General features: G+C 65.5%; 20 protein-coding genes and 1 tRNA gene. 9 read left to right on the top strand and 12 right to left on the bottom strand.

Translation table 11 applies throughout. The features are described 5' to 3' along the window. Positions 1–550: 550 nt before the first annotated feature. Both ABD340_RS00960 and ABD340_RS00955 read left to right on the top strand, forming a co-directional pair. On the top strand, positions 551–1072 hold the full coding sequence (locus tag ABD340_RS00960) for an NUDIX domain-containing protein (RefSeq protein ID WP_344586328.1): 522 nt from the start codon (positions 551–553) through the stop codon (positions 1070–1072). Positions 1073–1345: 273 nt separating this feature from the next. Then, positions 1346–1410, top strand: a tRNA-OTHER gene (locus tag ABD340_RS00955). A gap of 77 nt (positions 1411–1487) precedes the next feature. Here ABD340_RS00955 and ABD340_RS00950 read toward each other — a convergent pair. From ABD340_RS00950 to ABD340_RS00925, 6 genes are all read right to left on the bottom strand, one after another. Further along, on the bottom strand, positions 1488–2315 hold the full coding sequence (locus tag ABD340_RS00950; RefSeq protein WP_344586327.1) for a tyrosine-type recombinase/integrase: 828 nt from the start codon (positions 2313–2315) through the stop codon (positions 1488–1490). Next, positions 2239–2697, bottom strand: a complete 459-nt coding sequence (locus ABD340_RS00945) for a tyrosine-type recombinase/integrase (RefSeq protein WP_344586543.1) — start codon at positions 2695–2697, stop codon at positions 2239–2241. The genes ABD340_RS00950 and ABD340_RS00945 overlap by 77 nt, the downstream gene beginning before the upstream one ends. A 134-nt stretch (positions 2698–2831) precedes the next feature. Further along, positions 2832–3011: a helix-turn-helix domain-containing protein gene (locus ABD340_RS00940; protein WP_344586326.1), complete on the bottom strand. Its 180-nt coding sequence runs from the start codon at positions 3009–3011 to the stop codon at positions 2832–2834. Then, positions 3008–3343, bottom strand: a complete 336-nt coding sequence (locus ABD340_RS00935; protein WP_344586542.1) for a replication initiator — start codon at positions 3341–3343, stop codon at positions 3008–3010. Before ABD340_RS00935 ends, ABD340_RS00940 begins: the two co-directional genes overlap by 4 nt. A gap of 719 nt (positions 3344–4062) precedes the next feature. Continuing rightward, the gene (locus ABD340_RS00930; protein WP_344586324.1) at positions 4063–4224 is read right to left on the bottom strand and encodes a hypothetical protein; all 162 of its coding nucleotides are present in this window, start codon (positions 4222–4224) and stop codon (positions 4063–4065) included. A 71-nt stretch (positions 4225–4295) separates the two neighbouring features. Next, a complete protein-coding gene (locus ABD340_RS00925; protein WP_344586323.1) occupies positions 4296–5324 on the bottom strand; it encodes a hypothetical protein in 1029 nt (342 codons plus the stop codon). A gap of 324 nt (positions 5325–5648) precedes the next feature. On the opposite strand from ABD340_RS00925, the gene ABD340_RS00920 reads away from it, so the two are divergent. The 5 genes from ABD340_RS00920 (at position 5649) to ABD340_RS00900 (ending at position 8402) form a co-directional block, all read left to right on the top strand. Then, positions 5649–5945, top strand: coding sequence for a transposase (locus ABD340_RS00920; protein ID WP_344586322.1), 297 nt, complete (start codon positions 5649–5651; stop codon positions 5943–5945). Continuing rightward, on the top strand, positions 5945–6817 hold the full coding sequence (locus ABD340_RS00915; RefSeq protein ID WP_344586540.1) for an IS3 family transposase: 873 nt from the start codon (positions 5945–5947) through the stop codon (positions 6815–6817). The genes ABD340_RS00920 and ABD340_RS00915 overlap by 1 nt, the downstream gene beginning before the upstream one ends. A gap of 80 nt (positions 6818–6897) precedes the next feature. Beyond that, entirely contained in the window at positions 6898–7227 is a 330-nt protein-coding gene (locus ABD340_RS00910; protein ID WP_344586321.1) for a helix-turn-helix domain-containing protein, read from the top strand. Positions 7228–7581: 354 nt separating this feature from the next. After that, positions 7582–8049, top strand: coding sequence for a hypothetical protein (locus tag ABD340_RS00905; RefSeq protein WP_344586320.1), 468 nt, complete (start codon positions 7582–7584; stop codon positions 8047–8049). Continuing rightward, positions 8046–8402, top strand: coding sequence for a hypothetical protein (locus ABD340_RS00900; protein WP_344586319.1), 357 nt, complete (start codon positions 8046–8048; stop codon positions 8400–8402). The genes ABD340_RS00905 and ABD340_RS00900 overlap by 4 nt, the downstream gene beginning before the upstream one ends. Positions 8403–8603: 201 nt before the next feature. On the opposite strand, the gene ABD340_RS00895 is transcribed toward ABD340_RS00900, so the two are convergent. From ABD340_RS00895 to ABD340_RS00880, 4 genes are all read right to left on the bottom strand, one after another. Next, positions 8604–8780 (bottom strand): tyrosine-type recombinase/integrase, encoded by a 177-nt coding sequence (locus ABD340_RS00895; protein ID WP_344586318.1) that lies wholly within the window; start codon positions 8778–8780, stop codon positions 8604–8606. A gap of 504 nt (positions 8781–9284) precedes the next feature. Further along, positions 9285–9893 carry a DUF5825 family protein gene (locus ABD340_RS00890; protein WP_344586317.1) on the bottom strand — a complete coding sequence of 203 codons (609 nt, stop codon included), beginning with the start codon at positions 9891–9893 and terminating at the stop codon, positions 9285–9287. After that, entirely contained in the window at positions 9890–11782 is a 1893-nt protein-coding gene (locus tag ABD340_RS00885) for a RiPP maturation radical SAM C-methyltransferase (protein WP_344586316.1), read from the bottom strand. Before ABD340_RS00885 ends, ABD340_RS00890 begins: the two co-directional genes overlap by 4 nt. 175 nt (positions 11783–11957) lie before the next feature. Continuing rightward, positions 11958–12332, bottom strand: a complete 375-nt coding sequence (locus ABD340_RS00880) for a hypothetical protein (protein ID WP_344586315.1) — start codon at positions 12330–12332, stop codon at positions 11958–11960. A gap of 170 nt (positions 12333–12502) precedes the next feature. On the opposite strand from ABD340_RS00880, the gene ABD340_RS47820 reads away from it, so the two are divergent. Together ABD340_RS47820 and ABD340_RS00875 are read left to right on the top strand one after the other, a co-directional pair. Beyond that, positions 12503–12847 carry a type II toxin-antitoxin system RelE/ParE family toxin gene (locus tag ABD340_RS47820; protein ID WP_425547296.1) on the top strand — a complete coding sequence of 115 codons (345 nt, stop codon included), beginning with the start codon at positions 12503–12505 and terminating at the stop codon, positions 12845–12847. A gap of 106 nt (positions 12848–12953) precedes the next feature. After that, positions 12954–13268, top strand: coding sequence for a helix-turn-helix domain-containing protein (locus ABD340_RS00875; protein WP_344586314.1), 315 nt, complete (start codon positions 12954–12956; stop codon positions 13266–13268). Here ABD340_RS00875 and ABD340_RS00870 read toward each other — a convergent pair. Both ABD340_RS00870 and ABD340_RS00865 read right to left on the bottom strand, forming a co-directional pair. Beyond that, entirely contained in the window at positions 13174–13902 is a 729-nt protein-coding gene (locus ABD340_RS00870; protein ID WP_344586313.1) for a TIGR03086 family metal-binding protein, read from the bottom strand. The two genes, ABD340_RS00875 and ABD340_RS00870, sit on opposite strands and share 95 nt — an antisense overlap. A 478-nt stretch (positions 13903–14380) precedes the next feature. Further along, the gene (locus ABD340_RS00865; protein WP_344586312.1) at positions 14381–14728 is read right to left on the bottom strand and encodes a hypothetical protein; all 348 of its coding nucleotides are present in this window, start codon (positions 14726–14728) and stop codon (positions 14381–14383) included. Positions 14729–15407: the final 679 nt, after the last annotated feature.

Genomic DNA, 15407 nt, shown 5'->3' with positions numbered 1-15407 from the left:
TTCGCATCCAGGTGGTCGCGACGGACACCGTCCCGGATCTGTTGGTCCAACGGGCATGACTCTGAGGGCTCCACCGCCAGGCTCCACCGCCCCCAGGCCCCCGCGGGCCGGGACACTCATCCGCGCGGACAGGTCTGTCACACCGTCTCGCCGGAGCGTCCGGAGCGTGGAGCGTCCGTGCGGCAGCGGGCGATGAGGGCACGAGTCCATGCAGGTCAGCCGGAACCGTGGCGGGCAATTAGCGGGCAATCAGCCAGGGGGGAACAGGGGTTGATCACGGTCACTTGCGGGACCGTGGTTTGCCAGGTCAGTGGGTCCAAAGGGCGTGATCGGTTTGGTTCCCAAACTGACAGCCCGGGTTCGATTCCGTCACCCGCTCCACAACGAAGGCCCAGGCCAGGGACGAGATCCCCGACACTGGGCCTTGATCGTTTCTTGGAGTAGAGCCCACGACGACCACGAACAGCCCTTCACGAATCCCGTCATCGACAAGGTCGAGCATCCCCAATGGGAAGGGCGGTCGGTCGGAGCAGCACTACCCTGGGATCTCATGCCCTCGGATACCACCCGGCCGCATGCGATGACTGCCGAGCAGTACTACGCTTCCCGCCCCGTGCTGTTCGCTGGAGCCGGAGTGCTGTTCCGCAACGACGACGGGCACATACTGCTGGTCAAACCGACCTATGAGCCCCGCTGGGTCATCCCGGGCGGTGCCATGGAGCCAGCGGAAACACCACGACAAACCGCCCGCCGTGAGATCAACGAAGAACTCGGCCTGGCCCACGAGCCCGGCATGTTGCTGTGCGTCGACTTCGTCCCCGCAAAACCGCCCACCCGCCTCAAGCCAGGGATCATGTACCTGTTCGACGGCGGCCGGCTCAGCGCCATCGAGAAGAACGCGATCACACTTCCGGCCGACGAACTAACCGACCACCGCTTCGTGGAACCCGATGCCCTAACCGACTACATCGGTGGACTCCTCCTACGCCGTGTCCATGCCGGCCTCGCAGTCTGTCAGAGCGGAATCCCCGTCGATCTGGAGGACGGCTACCCAACCCAGCGCTCTGTCTAGACGCCTCCGGCGGAGGCGCTCAGGTTCGAGTGTGGCTGGAGCATTGTCGGCAGTCCTCACATGGTCTGCGGTCGAGGTGGAGGCCCAGTCACCCCGACAGCCATCGCCCCAGGCCGAGTCAAGCAGATCGGTGGCTTCCCCGAAGGGTGGGGCGACGGCCACGGGATGACCAGGCAGTGCGAGCTTTGAACGTCGCGGAAACTGACAGCAACGGCCACCACCAGAGCCCACCACGGGCACACCTGGACCGCCGTGCAACCTTGGTCGACACCAGGGCAGCAGGGTGGCTGGTATTCCTGAAAAGCGGAAGCTCGGCGGTTCGACCCCGCCCCTGCCCAGCACACATGACTAGCGAAAACGCCCCGGAGTCAGTAAGCCCGGGGCGTTCTTGACGACAGCGCTGACGACAACGGCCTCAGCCGAGCGCATCCCCCAGCTTCCGAAGCGCCGCCCGCTTCTCGTCCAGTGCCGCGTGAGCGTAGATCGTCATCGTCACCTCGATATCGCTGTGCCCGACGATCTCCCGAACCGCGTGCGGCGGGACGCCCAGGTCCAGGAGCAGCGAGACGCACGTGTGCCGCATGTCGTGGAGTCTCATGTCCCCCAGCCCCGCTGCCTCGCGGATCCGTCCCCAGCTACGCCGCAGGTTGTCAGGCTCCATGGGCGTGCCCAGGCGGGACGGGAACACGAGCCCGTGATCCTTCCAGTTCGGCCAGGCATCTGCCCTTTCGGCGTCCTGCCTGACCCTGTGCTCGCACAGCGCCGTAACGCAAAGGTCCGGCAGCGGAATGGTCCGCGTCGAGTCATCGGTCTTGGGCGGGACGAAGCGAAGCTCACCGGCTACCCGCTGGAGAGTCTGAACTACTTCCAGCTTGGCGTCTTGGACGCCGGTTTCCGCGCAGTGCGGGCACGGCTCCCCCTCCAGGGTCCCGCCCTCTCCCCCGCAGACCCGACAGGGTGTGAGCGTGATGTCTTCCCAGCGCAGCCCGAGCAGTTCCCCACGCCGCGGGCCCAGGCACAGCGCCAGGACGTACAGCGCGTACAGCCGTTCGTCGTGTGCCGCCTTGAGAACGGCCCGCGCCTGGTCGACCGCCAGGCCCCGATTCACCTTGTACTTGGGCGTGGTCACCGTGACGAGCCGAGCGACGTTGCGCGTAAGGACCTCCTCACGAACGGCCGCCTGTAGGGCGTTGCGCAGTACGGCTAGAACGAACTGCACCATCCGCACCGAGAGCCGGGACACTCGCAGCACTCCCCGCCCTTGAGAGCGCAGCAGCGCGGTTTGTCCCGCTGCGCGTCCCACCCGTGCCGGCAGCACTGGCACACCTGACGGACGTTGGTGACGAAGACCCGCACGTCACGGGCCGTGACCGCTTCTTGCCCAGCGCCGGAATGATGTGGAGACGGACAACGCTCTCGTAGCCCTGGACTGTCTTCGGTCGCCGCTCCACTCGTACGACGTGCTTCAGCCAGTACCCGAGGTTCTGCTCAACAGTCCAGCTCACCGAAGCGACCGGGATACCGTCATCCGCCTGTGCCTTGGGCTTGACGTACTTGGCGTGGCACTCGTCGCGAGTCCGGCCGTAGACGCTCACGCGCTTGATCGTCCCGGCTGTGGTGGGCATGAAGACCTTGGCCTCATACCGGCCGTCCTTGCGCTGGACGATCGTCCCCTCACCGTTGGCCCGCCGACGAGACCGAGCCCTACGCGTCTTCCGGCGTTCCGGCTCCTCAGGTGTAGCGAGCGCAGTCTTGGTCATCAGGCGGCAACCTCCGAGAGCTGGTCGAGGCATTCAGCGAGGGCATCGGCGGGGACGAGACGGCGACGGCCGATCTTGATGGTGCGAAGCTGGTTGGAGCGGATGAGGTCGTAGAGGGTCCACCGGCTGACGCGGAGCCGGGCGGCGGCTTCGTCGACGGTGAGGACCAGTTCGGTCAAGCTGTGCTCCCATACGTGGTGACAGTCGGACCTAGCGGCGGTAGCGGTGTTCCGGTGAGTGCGGCGGTCAGCAGTGCTTCGCCAGGTGTGAGCCCCTGGCCGAGGTAGCGCCAGTGGGCAACGACGAGAACCTCGTCTTCTTCGGTCAGCGGCAGCCGCCCCGTGGTGATCTCGTGTCGCTGCTGGTTGTGGGCAATGCGGGTCTCACGAAGCGCGCCGAGGGTGGTCGAGTACGCGCGACTCTTGGTGGAGAAGTGGCCGCGGAAGCCGAGCATGTGTGCCCAGTCAGTCAGCCGCAGTCCGGCGAACTCATCGAGGGCACCCAAACGCAGGCATTCCCGACGCTGCCCCCGCCCCCCACATCACCGGCGTTGCCGCTCGCGATATGGCCGCCCGGTATAACCGGCGCGACTTCGCTCGCTGGGCTCAGCGCGCACGCTCCACCGGCGGCTGTGTCCAACCCGTCCACCTACGCGGAGGCGGCCTCGCCAGTGGATGTGCCCGCGGGTGAGGGCGAGTCCGTCGAACCGGGCGAGCAGGGCGAATCGGTGGATGCGCGGTCGCTGGTGCGTGGTGTGGTGACGGTGCCGCCATGGCGACCGGGCATGTCGGCCCAGGTGCTGCCGCAGGTGTCCCGGGACGCGGTGGAGATCATGGCCGATGCCGGCGAGGCGGTACGGGCCGGGCAGATCCTGGCGGCGATGGGACTGCCGGACGAGGCGGCCAAGCGGGAAGGGCTGCGGTCCAAAGCTCAAGCGGCTGGTCGAGCGGGGGTGGGCGGCCGAGGACAGGCCGGGGTCATCCAGCTCGTCGCCTCCGGCGAGCAGGCGTCATCGAGATCGGCGAAGGTCAGGTCCGTACCCGGACCGGCCGCGCCGCCGACCCGGACCTGGTCCTGGACGGCCCACCCCGCGCGGTCCTCGGGCTGCTCACCGGGTGATCGACATCAGCGGCGCCACCCGGCTCGGCCTGACCGTGAAGGGCCGGCCCGACTTGCTCACCCTGCTGCGACCCATCGCGAATGGTTGAAGGGCGTCCCGCCCGTTGCGGTTCATTGCACCCGCGGCGCGTCCACGGGCTCCATATAGAAGCGCGATCGGGCGATCGGATCGGCGTCGATGACCACGATGACCACGCCCCGTTGGTGGAACTGGCCGCCGTCCATGTGCTTGTACGGCAGCACCTCGTGAGAACTGCCCAGGCGGACCGGCATACGACCGGTCCACCTGAGCAGTGGGTGTTCCACCCCAAGTGGGTGACTAGGGGTGGAGCTGGAACGAGGGGTTACGCCATTTCGGCGACATCCCCTCGTGCCGCCTTCGACCAGACGTCGAATAGGCGCCCCGCCGACCCGCCGACCGGCCCAATGCCCTCCCGCAGCGCCTCAGGCGCCGGAAGCCGGGCATTGTCCACCGCGGATACCGCGAGCGCGGCATCATCGATCGTGGACGAACAGACCGTGAGCAGATAGTCGGGAACCTCCAGCGCGGGATCGGTGCATCCCACGAGAGGTGTGCCCACGGCGGCGATCAGGGGGAACACCGTTCCCGGAATCCCGATCGTCGCCTCAGCCCGTGCCGAGGCATTCATCGACGGGACCTGGCTGATCTCGTAGCGGGCCCACAACGTGGGGTCCTCCCTCGGGTGCAGACCCACCTTGATTCGCTTGCCGGCCGTCCGCAGTTCCTCCACGGCCGCCAGCAGGAGAGCGGTGCCGGGCGCCGCTTCCCCGGTCGAGTCGGGGCGGGTGACGCTCGTCAGGACCAGTACCAGCCCCGGCTCGGGCACCCGCTTGGGCAGATCATCGGTCCGCGGAGAACCGACGACGATTACCGTCAGCTGCGTGCCGAGATGGCCGGCGAACGCATGGGCCGCTCCCGGCGACGCGGCGGTGACCGCCTGCAGCCGCGGGCGCAGCCTCCTGGCGTCGGCGGCTTCCCGCGGCCCCAGATAGGCGAGCCCGCTGGCGGCCAGGGGCAGCCTCGGAAATCGACCGGCGACCTCCACCGGCCAGGCACCGGCCCCGGCGACCACGAGCAGATCGGCCGACGGTGCCGTTTGTGGTGTCGCGGTCGGCACCGGATCTCCGGGGCTGATCCGCGACTTGTCGGGCACCACCTGAGTCAGCCTCCAGCCGCGCCGCTCGGCCTCGGCGAGCAGTGGCTGCACGTGGTAGGTGCCCCAGGGCTCATTCGTCGCTATTAATACCCGAAGCCGAGGGGGCAGGTAGTCCTGATCGTCACTGAACAGAGCATCCGCCGGGTTCCCTGCGGTCCTGGCCATAACATAACGAGTGGCCTCGCCAATAGGCATGTTGATCTCCTTTTTTGTGCAAAAACCGACACGCTCTTCGTGCCGGACATAAGAGACTGTACAGGGCAAGAGCGAACTGGACGTAGAGGGAGCCGCGGCCATGGCTCGGCACGTTCGACCGCACTCTCCGCCTGACCGGCACGCTCACTCAGGACGAGCCGCACCCATGCTCTTTGGGGCATCGAGGTGAGCAGGAGCGGGCATGAGTGTTCGGCCAGTGACGCGGCTGCGAACCTCATGTCAGGCACTGGCCTTCTGAGCTTCCCCCCACAGCACGGACACATGACCTGAGGTCACCCTTGATCATCAGGAAGGATGTCCGTCATGCCCTCACCACACCCGCCCGAGTTCCGCCGCCGCGCCGTCGAACTGGCGCGCCAGGGTGATAAGTCACTCGTCCAGCTCGCCAAGGACCTGGGCATCAGCCGTTCCTGCCTGCAGAACTGGGTGAACCAGGCCGACGCCGACGACGGCGAGAAAGGCGAGTCCGGGCGTCTGACGAGCGCTGAGAAGAGGGAATTGGCCGAGCTGCGGCGCCGTAACCGGCAACTGGAGACCGAGAACGAGATCCTCAAGCGGGCCGCCGCCTACTTCGCGAGAGAAAACGTCCTCCCAAAGTAATCTACTCGCTGGTCCGTGAACTCGCCGCCGACTCGATCCCGGTCGCCGTGGCCTGCCGAGTATTGAACGTCTCCGCCTCGGGATACTACGACTGGCTCGGGCGCCCTGAATCACCGCGTGCGCAGCGCAACGAGGAACTCACCAAAATGATCCGCGAAATCCGCGCTGAATCCCGCGGCAGCTACGGCTCGCCCCGGGTGCACGCCGAACTGACGCTCGGGCTGGGCGAGCGGGTGAACCGCAAGCGGGTGGAGCGGCTGATGCGCCGGGCCGGCCTGCAGGGCGTCTACCGGCGACGCGGCCGCCCCAGCCTGGCAGGTGCCGCGACCGAGGAGGACCTGGTGCAGCGCCGCTTCGACGTCGCCGGCCCCGATCGCTTGTGGCTGACCGATATAACCGAGCATCCCACAGCGGAAGGGAAACTGTACTGCGCGGCCGTAATGGACGCCTTCTCCCGACGGATCATCGGATGGTCGATCGACGTGCGTCAGGATACCGATCTGGTCGTCAATGCGCTGGCCATGGCCATCACCCGACGTAGTCCGGCTCCGCACTCGACGATTCTGCATTCCGACCACGGGACGCAGTACACATCCTGGGCGTTCGGGAAGCGTCTGCGGGATGCCGGCCTGCTCGGATCGATGGGCACGGTCGGCGACTGCTACGACAATTCCATGATGGAGTCGTTCTGGGGAACGATGCAGTTGGAGCTGCTCGACACCCGGACATGGAGAACAAGGAAAGAGCTGGCCAGCGCGATCTTCGAATGGCTCGAATGCTGGTATAATCCATACAGACGACATTCCAGTATTGGGATGTACAGCCCGATCACGTTCGAAGGGCTCAACCTGCCCTCAGACAGCCGCGAGTGACCTCACCTCCGGTGTCCGTGCAACGGGGGGAAGCTCAGCCACGCCGAGTACCGGGCCGCGAAGGACAAGGAGGCCGGACGATGAGCACCGGACGCCGCTGGCAGGACATCAAGGCCGAAGCACACCGCCGCAACCCCGAACTGGCCGACCCCGAACGCCAGGCCCAGGCCCGCTCCGAACTGGACGCCCACGTCGCCGGCCACCACCTCAAGGAACTCCGCAAGGCCATCGGCAAGACACAAGCCGAGGTCGCCCAGATCCTCGGAGTCTCCCAGTCCCGCGTCTCCCAGATCGAGAACGGCGACATCGAAACCATGGAACTGGAGACCCTCCGCGCCTACGCCACCGCACTCGGCGGACACGTGGACATCACCGTCAGCGTCGGCCCCCACTCAATCAAGGTCGCCTGACAACATCGACCAGATGACGGCAACCGTGACGGCAACATCGACACACAATGGCCACGTCGGGCACCGTCCGACCACGGCCGATGCGGTAGCGGGAGCGTGGTCGCCACTTCTGAAAAGCGGAAGGTCGGCGGTTCGACCCCCGCCCCTGCCCACACCTTCTGACCAGCACAAACACCCCGGAGCCAAACGGCCCGGGCGTTTTGACGACAACGCGACGGCGGACGGCTCCACTCCGGTACTGGGCAGGCAGGCAGACATTCGCGGCGGGCGGCATGCCCCCAGGCAGCCTGGTGCCAACAGCACCCTGAACGATATCGACAGAACTTCAGAACACAATCTGAGTATACTGGCGGCATGAGCACCACCGCGGACGCAGTGACCTTCTCCGACCTGTCCCGCAACCCCAAGTCCGTAGCTGAGCGTGCCGCGCGCCTCGGCCGGCTGCGCGTCACCCACCGCGACGCCCCTGACTTCTACCTAACGGCTGCCGACCGCGAGGAGCAGCGCGATGAGAGCTTGACGACCGCGTCGCGGATCTTCCTGGCGCTCATGAAACATGATCCGAGCGCTCGGGCACTCCTGCTCGCCATGCCCGACGTGTTCCCCTGGATACGCCACCTGAGCACTGACGAGGTTCGCGCCTTCACCGTGGAGCTGGTAAACGCTCTGTCCGACGCAGCCGAACTTGATCTCGACACGAACGCCCAAGAGGTCATCACGGGCTGGCGCGCCACTGCACGGATCAAGGCGGATCGCACGGAGTACGAGGAGGCGCTTCGGTCGACTTCTGGTGACTTCGGCCCAGTCGAGGTCACGCCTTGAGCCCCAAACGAGGGGATCGGGTCACCGTCCCACCACCAGACGAAGAATGGGACGTCAGGTTCGGCACCAGTGACGCGGTACGAGGCTGGGAAGAGCTATGCCGCCTCGCACTGTCGAACACCCGCCGATGCCTGGAAGCCCTGAGCACCGAGCCGCGTTCCCGCTCCAACCACGAGCGACAGCACCGACTCCGCGGAGATCTCGCAACGCACCGGCACAACGGCCGGGACCTCGAACAATGGGAGTACGAGGTCACCAGCGGCGGACGCGTACGCTATGTGATCAACGATGACGACCGCACGGTGTGGGTCGTCTACGCGTCCCCTCGCCATCCCAAAGACACCGACCGCTGACGGCAACGACGGCTTCCATGAGCTCACGCCCGCATTCGTCGAGCACCGTCTGACCTCGGCAGGGCACTGTGCAACAGGGTGGCCGCTGAAAAGCGGAAGGTCGGCGGTTCGACCCCGCCCCTGCCACACTTCTAAGCAGCGCAAACGCCCCGGAGCCAAACGGCCCGGGGCGTTTTGACGAGGGCGCTGACGACAACGGCCTCAGCCGAGGGCATCCCCCGGCTTCCGAAGCGCCGCCCGCTTCTCGTCCAGTGCCGCGTGAGCATAGATCGTCACCTCAATATCGCTGTGCCCGACGATCTCCCGCACGACGTGCGGCGGGACGCCCAGGTCCAGCAGCAGCGAGACGCACGTGTGCCGCATGTCGTGGAGCCGCATGTCCCAGCCTCGCGGATCCGGCCCCAGCTACGCCGCAGGTTGTCAGGCTCCATAGGCGTGCCGAGACGGGACGGGAACACGAGCCCGTGATCCTGCCCATTCGGCCAGGCGTCCGCCCTTTCGGTGTCTCGCACAGCGCCGTGACGCAAAGGTCCGGCAGCGGAATGGTCCGCGTCGCGTCATCGGTCTTGGGTGAGACGAAGCGAAGCTCGCCGGCTAGAGAGTCTGGACCACTTCGAGCTTGGCGTCTTGGACGCCGGTTTCCGCGCAGTGCGGGCAGGGCTCCCCTTCCAGGTTGCCGCCCTTCTCCCTCGCAGACCCGGCACGGAGTCAGCGTGATGTCCTCCCAGCGCAGCCCGAGCAGCTCTCCGCGCCGCAGCCCGCGCTTGATTTGGTGTCCACCGCCGTCTTGCCGCTGCGGGCACCATCGCGCGTGGCTGGTGCAGTCGGGCGGGTATGGTGCTGGGCACGCGCGCGTGGCGTCGTATTGGCCGTCGGATCGTCTCACACCGTCATCGACGGGTCTGGCCAGCGGACCATGCGGTACGGAGCAAGCCAGAACAGCTCGCCCATCGCCAGAACGAGCCGCTCCTCGAGCAGTGGGCCGACGGTCTCGGCGGATACGCTGTGATTCCCCTGATCGAGTTCGTGCAGAGCGGCTATGAGGTCAGGTTCGGTCAGCGTGTACTTGACCAGCCGGCGGTCCCGACGGTCGCGTATCTGCAGGAAGCCCGGCCCTTGTCGCCAGCAGCAGCGCCCGAGGTAGAAACCCTCCCACCAGGCTGCGATCTTCCTGGTTCCGTCAGGGTCGTCGCCGATCCGGCGAGGCGGGTGAAGGTGACTCAGCTCGTTGGCGCCGATGGACGGTGACATCGCGCGAAGTTCCCAGATCACGCGCATGCCGCGAGCGGTTGCCAGCCGTACGATGTCCAGTCTCCGGCAATCCACAGGCGAGGGTGCTGCGAGGTCGACAGGCTCGTCGAGCTCCACGGTGCGGACGCCTGAGCGATACAGATTTCCGGCGGGGAACGGGACAGCGTCCCGCACGCGGACCTTCAGCCAGTCGGCTTGGTCGGTGCGGTCTGCACGCAACGGTGCTGACGCGTCCGTCATGCGGTGGCCTCCTCGGCGTGACCGGTGATGCGGCAAAGCTGTTGGTTCTCAACCGTGGTGGCCACATGAACATGGCGCCCTTCGTCGGTGAAGAGCAAGCCAAGACGTTGCCATTCCGCAAGGATTCTTCGGACCATCGTGTCGGCGTCGGCCTGCAGGGGGAAGCCGACGCCGCCCAGCGCGCCGCACAGGGCGGCCTCGGTGCGCGGCTGATCCAGCATGCGAAAGAGGAAGACCTCTTCGGGGGCTCGGAGCTCGACCTGGCACCAGTCGAAGTCTGGCCTGGTGTTCGCGAGGAGAATGGCCTCGCCAAAGGCTTGATGAGTCAGGGTGCTGGAGTGGTGCTGTCGACCCCAAATGGCGAGAGCTTCTTCCAGAGCCTCGACCACTGGGCCTTCGATTCCTTTGTCAGGCGTGTCGAAGAGATAGGCGATGTCATAGAGGTCCGACTCGGGGAGATCATAGATCATCGTGTACTGGCCGTGAGGTCGCCGGTCCGTGAACCCGAGTTCAGGCCTATCAAAATAGGGACTGAAGCGCTCGAGGGCGATGCGTGACGCACCTCCCGGCGGTTGCAGGTGATGCAGCCGCGAAAGCTGGGCGATGATGGGGAGATAGTGCTCCTCCGATTCGCCGGGAAATCCGAACAGATAGTTCCAGGAAACGGAGATGCCGAGGCTCTCCGCGTCCCGCAGCATTCGAACGTTCTGCACCCCGCTGACACCCTTGTCCATGATGCGCAGGACAGTCGCGTTCAGGTTCTCGATCCCCGGCTGGACGGACACTATTCCCGCATCACGGAGTTGCTTCAGTTGGTTGAGCTTCATATTTGACTTGATCTCGTAATGGATCCGGTAGTCGTAATCCCCTTTCGCTATTTCTTGTACGGCGGTATTCAGGTACTTCATATCCAGGATGTTGTCGACTACGTAGAAGTCCATGACCCTGTGTCGACGCGCCAGCTCTTCCAGCTCACGGGTGAACACTCCGGGAGACTTGCTTCGGAAGGTCATCATCGAGCCGTTGAGCCCGCAGAACGTACAGTGATGCTTCTCCCCCCACCAACACCCACGAGCGGACTCGACGACCAGTCGTGGCTCGAACCAGGAGGATACGCTGGTGGCCTTGATCCGCGAGAAGTAAGCGTCGTAGTCGGGGGCCGGCATCTCTGCCGGGGTCAGCAGCCGGTCCGCCATGGGATTGACTACCGACTCTTCTCCTTTCCGCCAGCAGAGTCCGGGGATATCCGTCAGGTCTGTGAAGTCCCCGTCGACCATGAGGCGGCGTATGAGCTCTGGGAAGCTCCGCTCTCCCTCGCCGCGCACGACGAAGTCGATTTCTTCGAACACGCGGTGAAACCCTGCCCCCTGGTCCCCGTCACAGTTGGCACCCCCCATGACGCAACGGACGTCTGGAACGATCTCTTTCAGCCGACGCGCCAGCGCCAGGGACGCCACATTTTGCTGAAAGGTCGAGGTGAAGCAGACCAGGTCCGGCTTGGTGGCCGAAATCGACGCGGCCTGGGCATCAATGAATTCCGGAGCAGCCGCATGCAAGCGCATGCAGATATCGTAGTCTCGCGGTGAGATCTTTCCTTTCAGCTGCTCAGTGAAGCCCTCGACGTTCCACTCGCGCTTGCCGTTCAGGGCCGCGGAGAACACCCAGTCGCCACAGCCGTTGAAATAACTCCTCAGCGCCAAGAAATCATAGTCGTAACCACTCGATCCGGGTAGGATGCTCCGCATCCATTCGGCACATTCAATGTTGACGTAGCGTGTATCCACATCAACCTCTGGCAGAGTTTCGCGAAGCCGCGAAGTAAGAATTCCTAGCGCAAGGGACGGCGCGTCGATCGATGCCCAGGGCATGGAAACAAGAGCGACTCGCATCGCCTCTCCTTGATAGGCCGCAGCGCGACATAGAAAGCCGGCTCCTCGCAGTTGATCTGCGGGGAGCCGTGTCCGTCCGGAGGGTGCGTGAGGCTATTTTTTGATCAGCACGTCGGCGTCCCCGGATCCCTTGGAGTGTGCCGTAGTCTTAAAGTGCGGAAATATCTCAGATGAATCAGTACCGGGATTCTGCGGATCGTTTTCGACGATCTGCTTTTCCATGCCAATTCCCTCCTCTGCCAATGGAGGCATGCACTGCTTGTGCGCCATCCTTGGTCAGGATGACATTGCTGTCGACCCAGGGCAACCCCTCCCACAGATGTAAAAACAACCTCGCAGTTCCTGCGTCCACCGCCCGGCCCAACTGAACCCCTTTCACCTGCGTGGACTTTCTCTCCGTGCCCGCGATGCAGGAGTTGTGCCAGTGCGACTCACGCAGGGCGTCTGCGGTGACGACCCTGTCGTTCAGGTCGATCTGGGCCAGTACCGGAGGGGCGATGGTGGTCTCTTCGGATCTGGCGTCCAGGACCTCGGCCTGGGCCACCACCACCAGGACGATCGGTTCCGGGCCTGACCGGCTACCGCCGCCAGCAGGTGCGACCGGCCGCCATCGGCGTACTTTGCGCCGCGGACGGTCTTGGGCACGGCACCTGAGCACCGAAGAAATGCGCGCTTTCCCCGTCGAACGGGTCGACGCAACCGAACTCGACCTCGACACTAATGCCCGGGAGGTCATCACCGGCTGGCGCACCACCGCAGTGCCCCACGGAGCCCGGGCTGGACGATCACTACCTGGTCGACCTAGGTGACATGCTCGATCGAGACCACACCAAGGCACTGCGCCACGGCGTCCGTGAACTGCGTCCCCACCTGGAGGAAACGGCCTGGCGGATCACGTATCGGCTACCGACCGGGCCCGGCCGCTTGATTGCGCTACTGACGGTGTTCCGGAAGGTTCGCAACGACGCGCGACCGCGCGACGTGGAGCGAGCGGTGAACGCACGACTGGCCTGCGAGTCGTCCCATACAGGACCAGCAGACCATGTCTACGAGAGGAGCAAGTGATGGCCGGGCACTTCAAATGGAAGCTTGGCCGTGAACGGCGGCTGCGCGAAGGGAGTACTCGCCCCCTGAGTACGAACTGGCCGGCCTCGACCTTCGGCTCGGCGACATGGTCCACGAGCGCCGCAGGGAACTGGGACTCACCCAAGCAGAAGTAGCCGAGCGCGCAGGCATCACACAACCCCCACCGTCACGCATCGAGGGCAGCGGAAGTGAGCCGACACCCGCGATGCTGGACCGAATCGCCAAGGCCATGCACACCACGTTCACCATCACCGTCGGAGACCACGCGGCGAACGGTCACGGCCTTGCTCTCCCGGGCACTGGCATCAAGAAGCACGTGGACGGCACGTTCTGGTGGAAGTCGCATCCCCCAATCCCGATCGGCAGAGCACGGGCATGCTCAGGCTCCCCAGCAGCTTGATGAGCCCGATGGGGTCACCCTTCCGCTCCAGGTACGCCGTCCCTAGTCCCAGGGGTCGCGCCCCGAGGTACGCGGCCAGTCTGGTGTAGACGTCGGCGTCGTCGGGCACCGCGACGACCGGACCGAACGGGCTCTGCTCACTGCGGGTCTCAGGCGGGGCGAACCTCGGAAACGCCTCGAGCGCCTGCACCGCAAGGTCCGGGTCGAGTTCACTGAGCCGTCCCGTGGCATGGGCGAGGTCCCAGGAGTGCACGGTGAACTCGTGGGTGTAGGCGTCCAGCGCGACGCGGCCTGGCAGCGTGGCCCACGGCAAAGTGACCATGCGGTCGAGCATCGCATCGTCGGTCCACACCCGCTCAACCTCACCGCGAGCTTTGCTGAATGCGCTGATCCAGCCGGTGTCGGCGACATCGTCGATCACGTCTGCAACATCGGAGACGTCGCGTCCGGCGCCGACACCGGCGAGCTTGTGCAGCACCGCGACCATGTGCCCGACCAGCGCGCGAACGTCGTAGTCGGCGCACGGTGTGCTGTTGCTCAACTCGTCGGGACGTACCGCCGCGACCTGCTGCTCGGCTTGCCCCACCGCCAGGGCGAACAGCGGGCGCGGATCATGGATTGGCCGTGTTGCCATGATCGGCACCATAGAAGGGCGCACCGACACCAGGGCCGTCGGAGACGCTCATCGCCGTTGCCATGTGCTCGGGCGCACCACGTCCTGATCACACACGGTCACGACCTGATCGTCGTACTGCACGTCATGCAGGAGAAGGCTCGACCGAGTACCCGCTCACGAGAGCAACTGCCTGCCGCGCGGCTCCTCAGATCCCCAGCCAGACCGTCACGAACGTCCCGCCCGAGGGCTTACGTGGCCTTCCAACGGCACACGTTGCGACCTAGGTAGGGCAACAAAGGTCGTGATCGCCGATAGTTCGCATCCAGGGGGCATCGGCGACTGCCGGATTCGGCTGTTGTAGATCATGGCGACTGCGGTTCGCGCCGCCGCAGCCGCCCACTCCGGCACGCCCTATGGGGCACGCAGCGTAGGCGGACGGTCTTTAATGGCCGGCGCGGGTCGGCGTGGCCTGCCGTTCACAACCCGTCAACGAACGCTAGGCCGTCGCCTCAAGAGCATCAGCCCGACGCCGGAGGTCCGCGGCGATGTCATCCCAGTCGGGACCATGCAAATAGAGACTGTGTGCTGCCTCACGCATCAGTGCTGGCTCGTCAGGCCTCTGCAGGAGCACGAGCCGGTATGCCAAGTTGCGAATCCAGACCGGAAGGTATCCGTCGACTCGATGCGGAGACAGTTCACGGAGCATGACGAGAATCGAGTTCGCGTCGGCGAAGGTCAACTGCTCGACGAAGTAGTGCTCGCGGTGCTCAAGGTTGCACTCGGGGGTGGTCTGATACTCATCGCCGTAGAGGCACCGAGCGTGCTCCGTGAGGGTGGCGTGCATGGCAAAATCCTACGATCCCTTGATCTGCCAGACAGAACTGCTGCAGCAGGCCGGGGCCGAACGCTGGGCGGTCTTGGAGACCAAGAGGCGGCTGAGCGTCGCCTCCCCCAACACCCTGGCCAGCCGCGGCGCCTCGCGCCACCACCGCCCTGTCGTTCGCGGCCGACCCCGGGGGTCCGCGCTGCCGCCTCAACAGCCACCGGCCTCCAGGCGCCAACCGAACCGTCGACTGCGCGACCGGTGACAGCAACAGCAGGCAGAGCCGATCACGGGCTCACAGCAACGACCTTCCAACCTCGACAAACCCCCCAAGTGGCTCTCTGCCACACTGAAAAGCGGGAGGTCGGCGGTTCGCCCCCGCCCCTGCCCACACCTTCCAAGCGCGCAAACGCCCCGGCGCCAAACGGGCCGGGGCGTTTTGGGGACAGCGCTGACGACAACGGCCTCAGCCGAGGGCATCCCCCAGCTTCCAAAGCGCCGCCCGCTTCTCCTCGAGGGCCGCGTGAGCGTAGATCGTCATCCTCAGCGTAAGTGATCCCTAAGGTTCTTGACGGTGGCGATCTCGCATAGCTCAGCGATCGCGACCTCGCAGGCCTCACCGGTCGGCCGCCGGCGCGCCGGGACGTGGCCCCCACGAGGCGACCGTTGATCAAATTGGCCCCTCGTGCCGCCTGATCAT

It is taken from the genome of Actinomadura vinacea (assembly GCF_039532545.1).
GTDB classification, from domain to species: domain Bacteria; phylum Actinomycetota; class Actinomycetes; order Streptosporangiales; family Streptosporangiaceae; genus Spirillospora; species Spirillospora vinacea.
Note: the sequence above shows the minus strand (reverse complement) of the source record. Positions and strands in the feature narration are given on the sequence as shown.

What these genes read in the sequence shown, in the direction of transcription:
- ABD340_RS00875 (WP_344586314.1), top strand. Translation starts at nt 12,954, where the DNA reads ATGGTCCACGAGCGCCGCAGGGAACTGGGACTCACCCAAGCAGAAGTA.
- ABD340_RS00890 (WP_344586317.1), bottom strand. Translation starts at nt 9,893, where the DNA reads ATGACGGACGCGTCAGCACCGTTGCGTGCAGACCGCACCGACCAAGCC.
- ABD340_RS00960 (WP_344586328.1), top strand. Translation starts at nt 551, where the DNA reads ATGCCCTCGGATACCACCCGGCCGCATGCGATGACTGCCGAGCAGTAC.
- ABD340_RS00905 (WP_344586320.1), top strand. Translation starts at nt 7,582, where the DNA reads ATGAGCACCACCGCGGACGCAGTGACCTTCTCCGACCTGTCCCGCAAC.
- ABD340_RS47820 (WP_425547296.1), top strand. Translation starts at nt 12,503, where the DNA reads ATGCCCGGGAGGTCATCACCGGCTGGCGCACCACCGCAGTGCCCCACG.
- ABD340_RS00920 (WP_344586322.1), top strand. Translation starts at nt 5,649, where the DNA reads ATGCCCTCACCACACCCGCCCGAGTTCCGCCGCCGCGCCGTCGAACTG.
- ABD340_RS00885 (WP_344586316.1), bottom strand. Translation starts at nt 11,782, where the DNA reads ATGCGAGTCGCTCTTGTTTCCATGCCCTGGGCATCGATCGACGCGCCG.
- ABD340_RS00870 (WP_344586313.1), bottom strand. Translation starts at nt 13,902, where the DNA reads ATGGCAACACGGCCAATCCATGATCCGCGCCCGCTGTTCGCCCTGGCG.
- ABD340_RS00925 (WP_344586323.1), bottom strand. Translation starts at nt 5,324, where the DNA reads ATGCCTATTGGCGAGGCCACTCGTTATGTTATGGCCAGGACCGCAGGG.
- ABD340_RS00910 (WP_344586321.1), top strand. Translation starts at nt 6,898, where the DNA reads ATGAGCACCGGACGCCGCTGGCAGGACATCAAGGCCGAAGCACACCGC.
- ABD340_RS00865 (WP_344586312.1), bottom strand. Translation starts at nt 14,728, where the DNA reads ATGCACGCCACCCTCACGGAGCACGCTCGGTGCCTCTACGGCGATGAG.
- ABD340_RS00945 (WP_344586543.1), bottom strand. Translation starts at nt 2,697, where the DNA reads ATGCCCACCACAGCCGGGACGATCAAGCGCGTGAGCGTCTACGGCCGG.
- ABD340_RS00930 (WP_344586324.1), bottom strand. Translation starts at nt 4,224, where the DNA reads ATGCCGGTCCGCCTGGGCAGTTCTCACGAGGTGCTGCCGTACAAGCAC.
- ABD340_RS00895 (WP_344586318.1), bottom strand. Translation starts at nt 8,780, where the DNA reads ATGCGGCTCCACGACATGCGGCACACGTGCGTCTCGCTGCTGCTGGAC.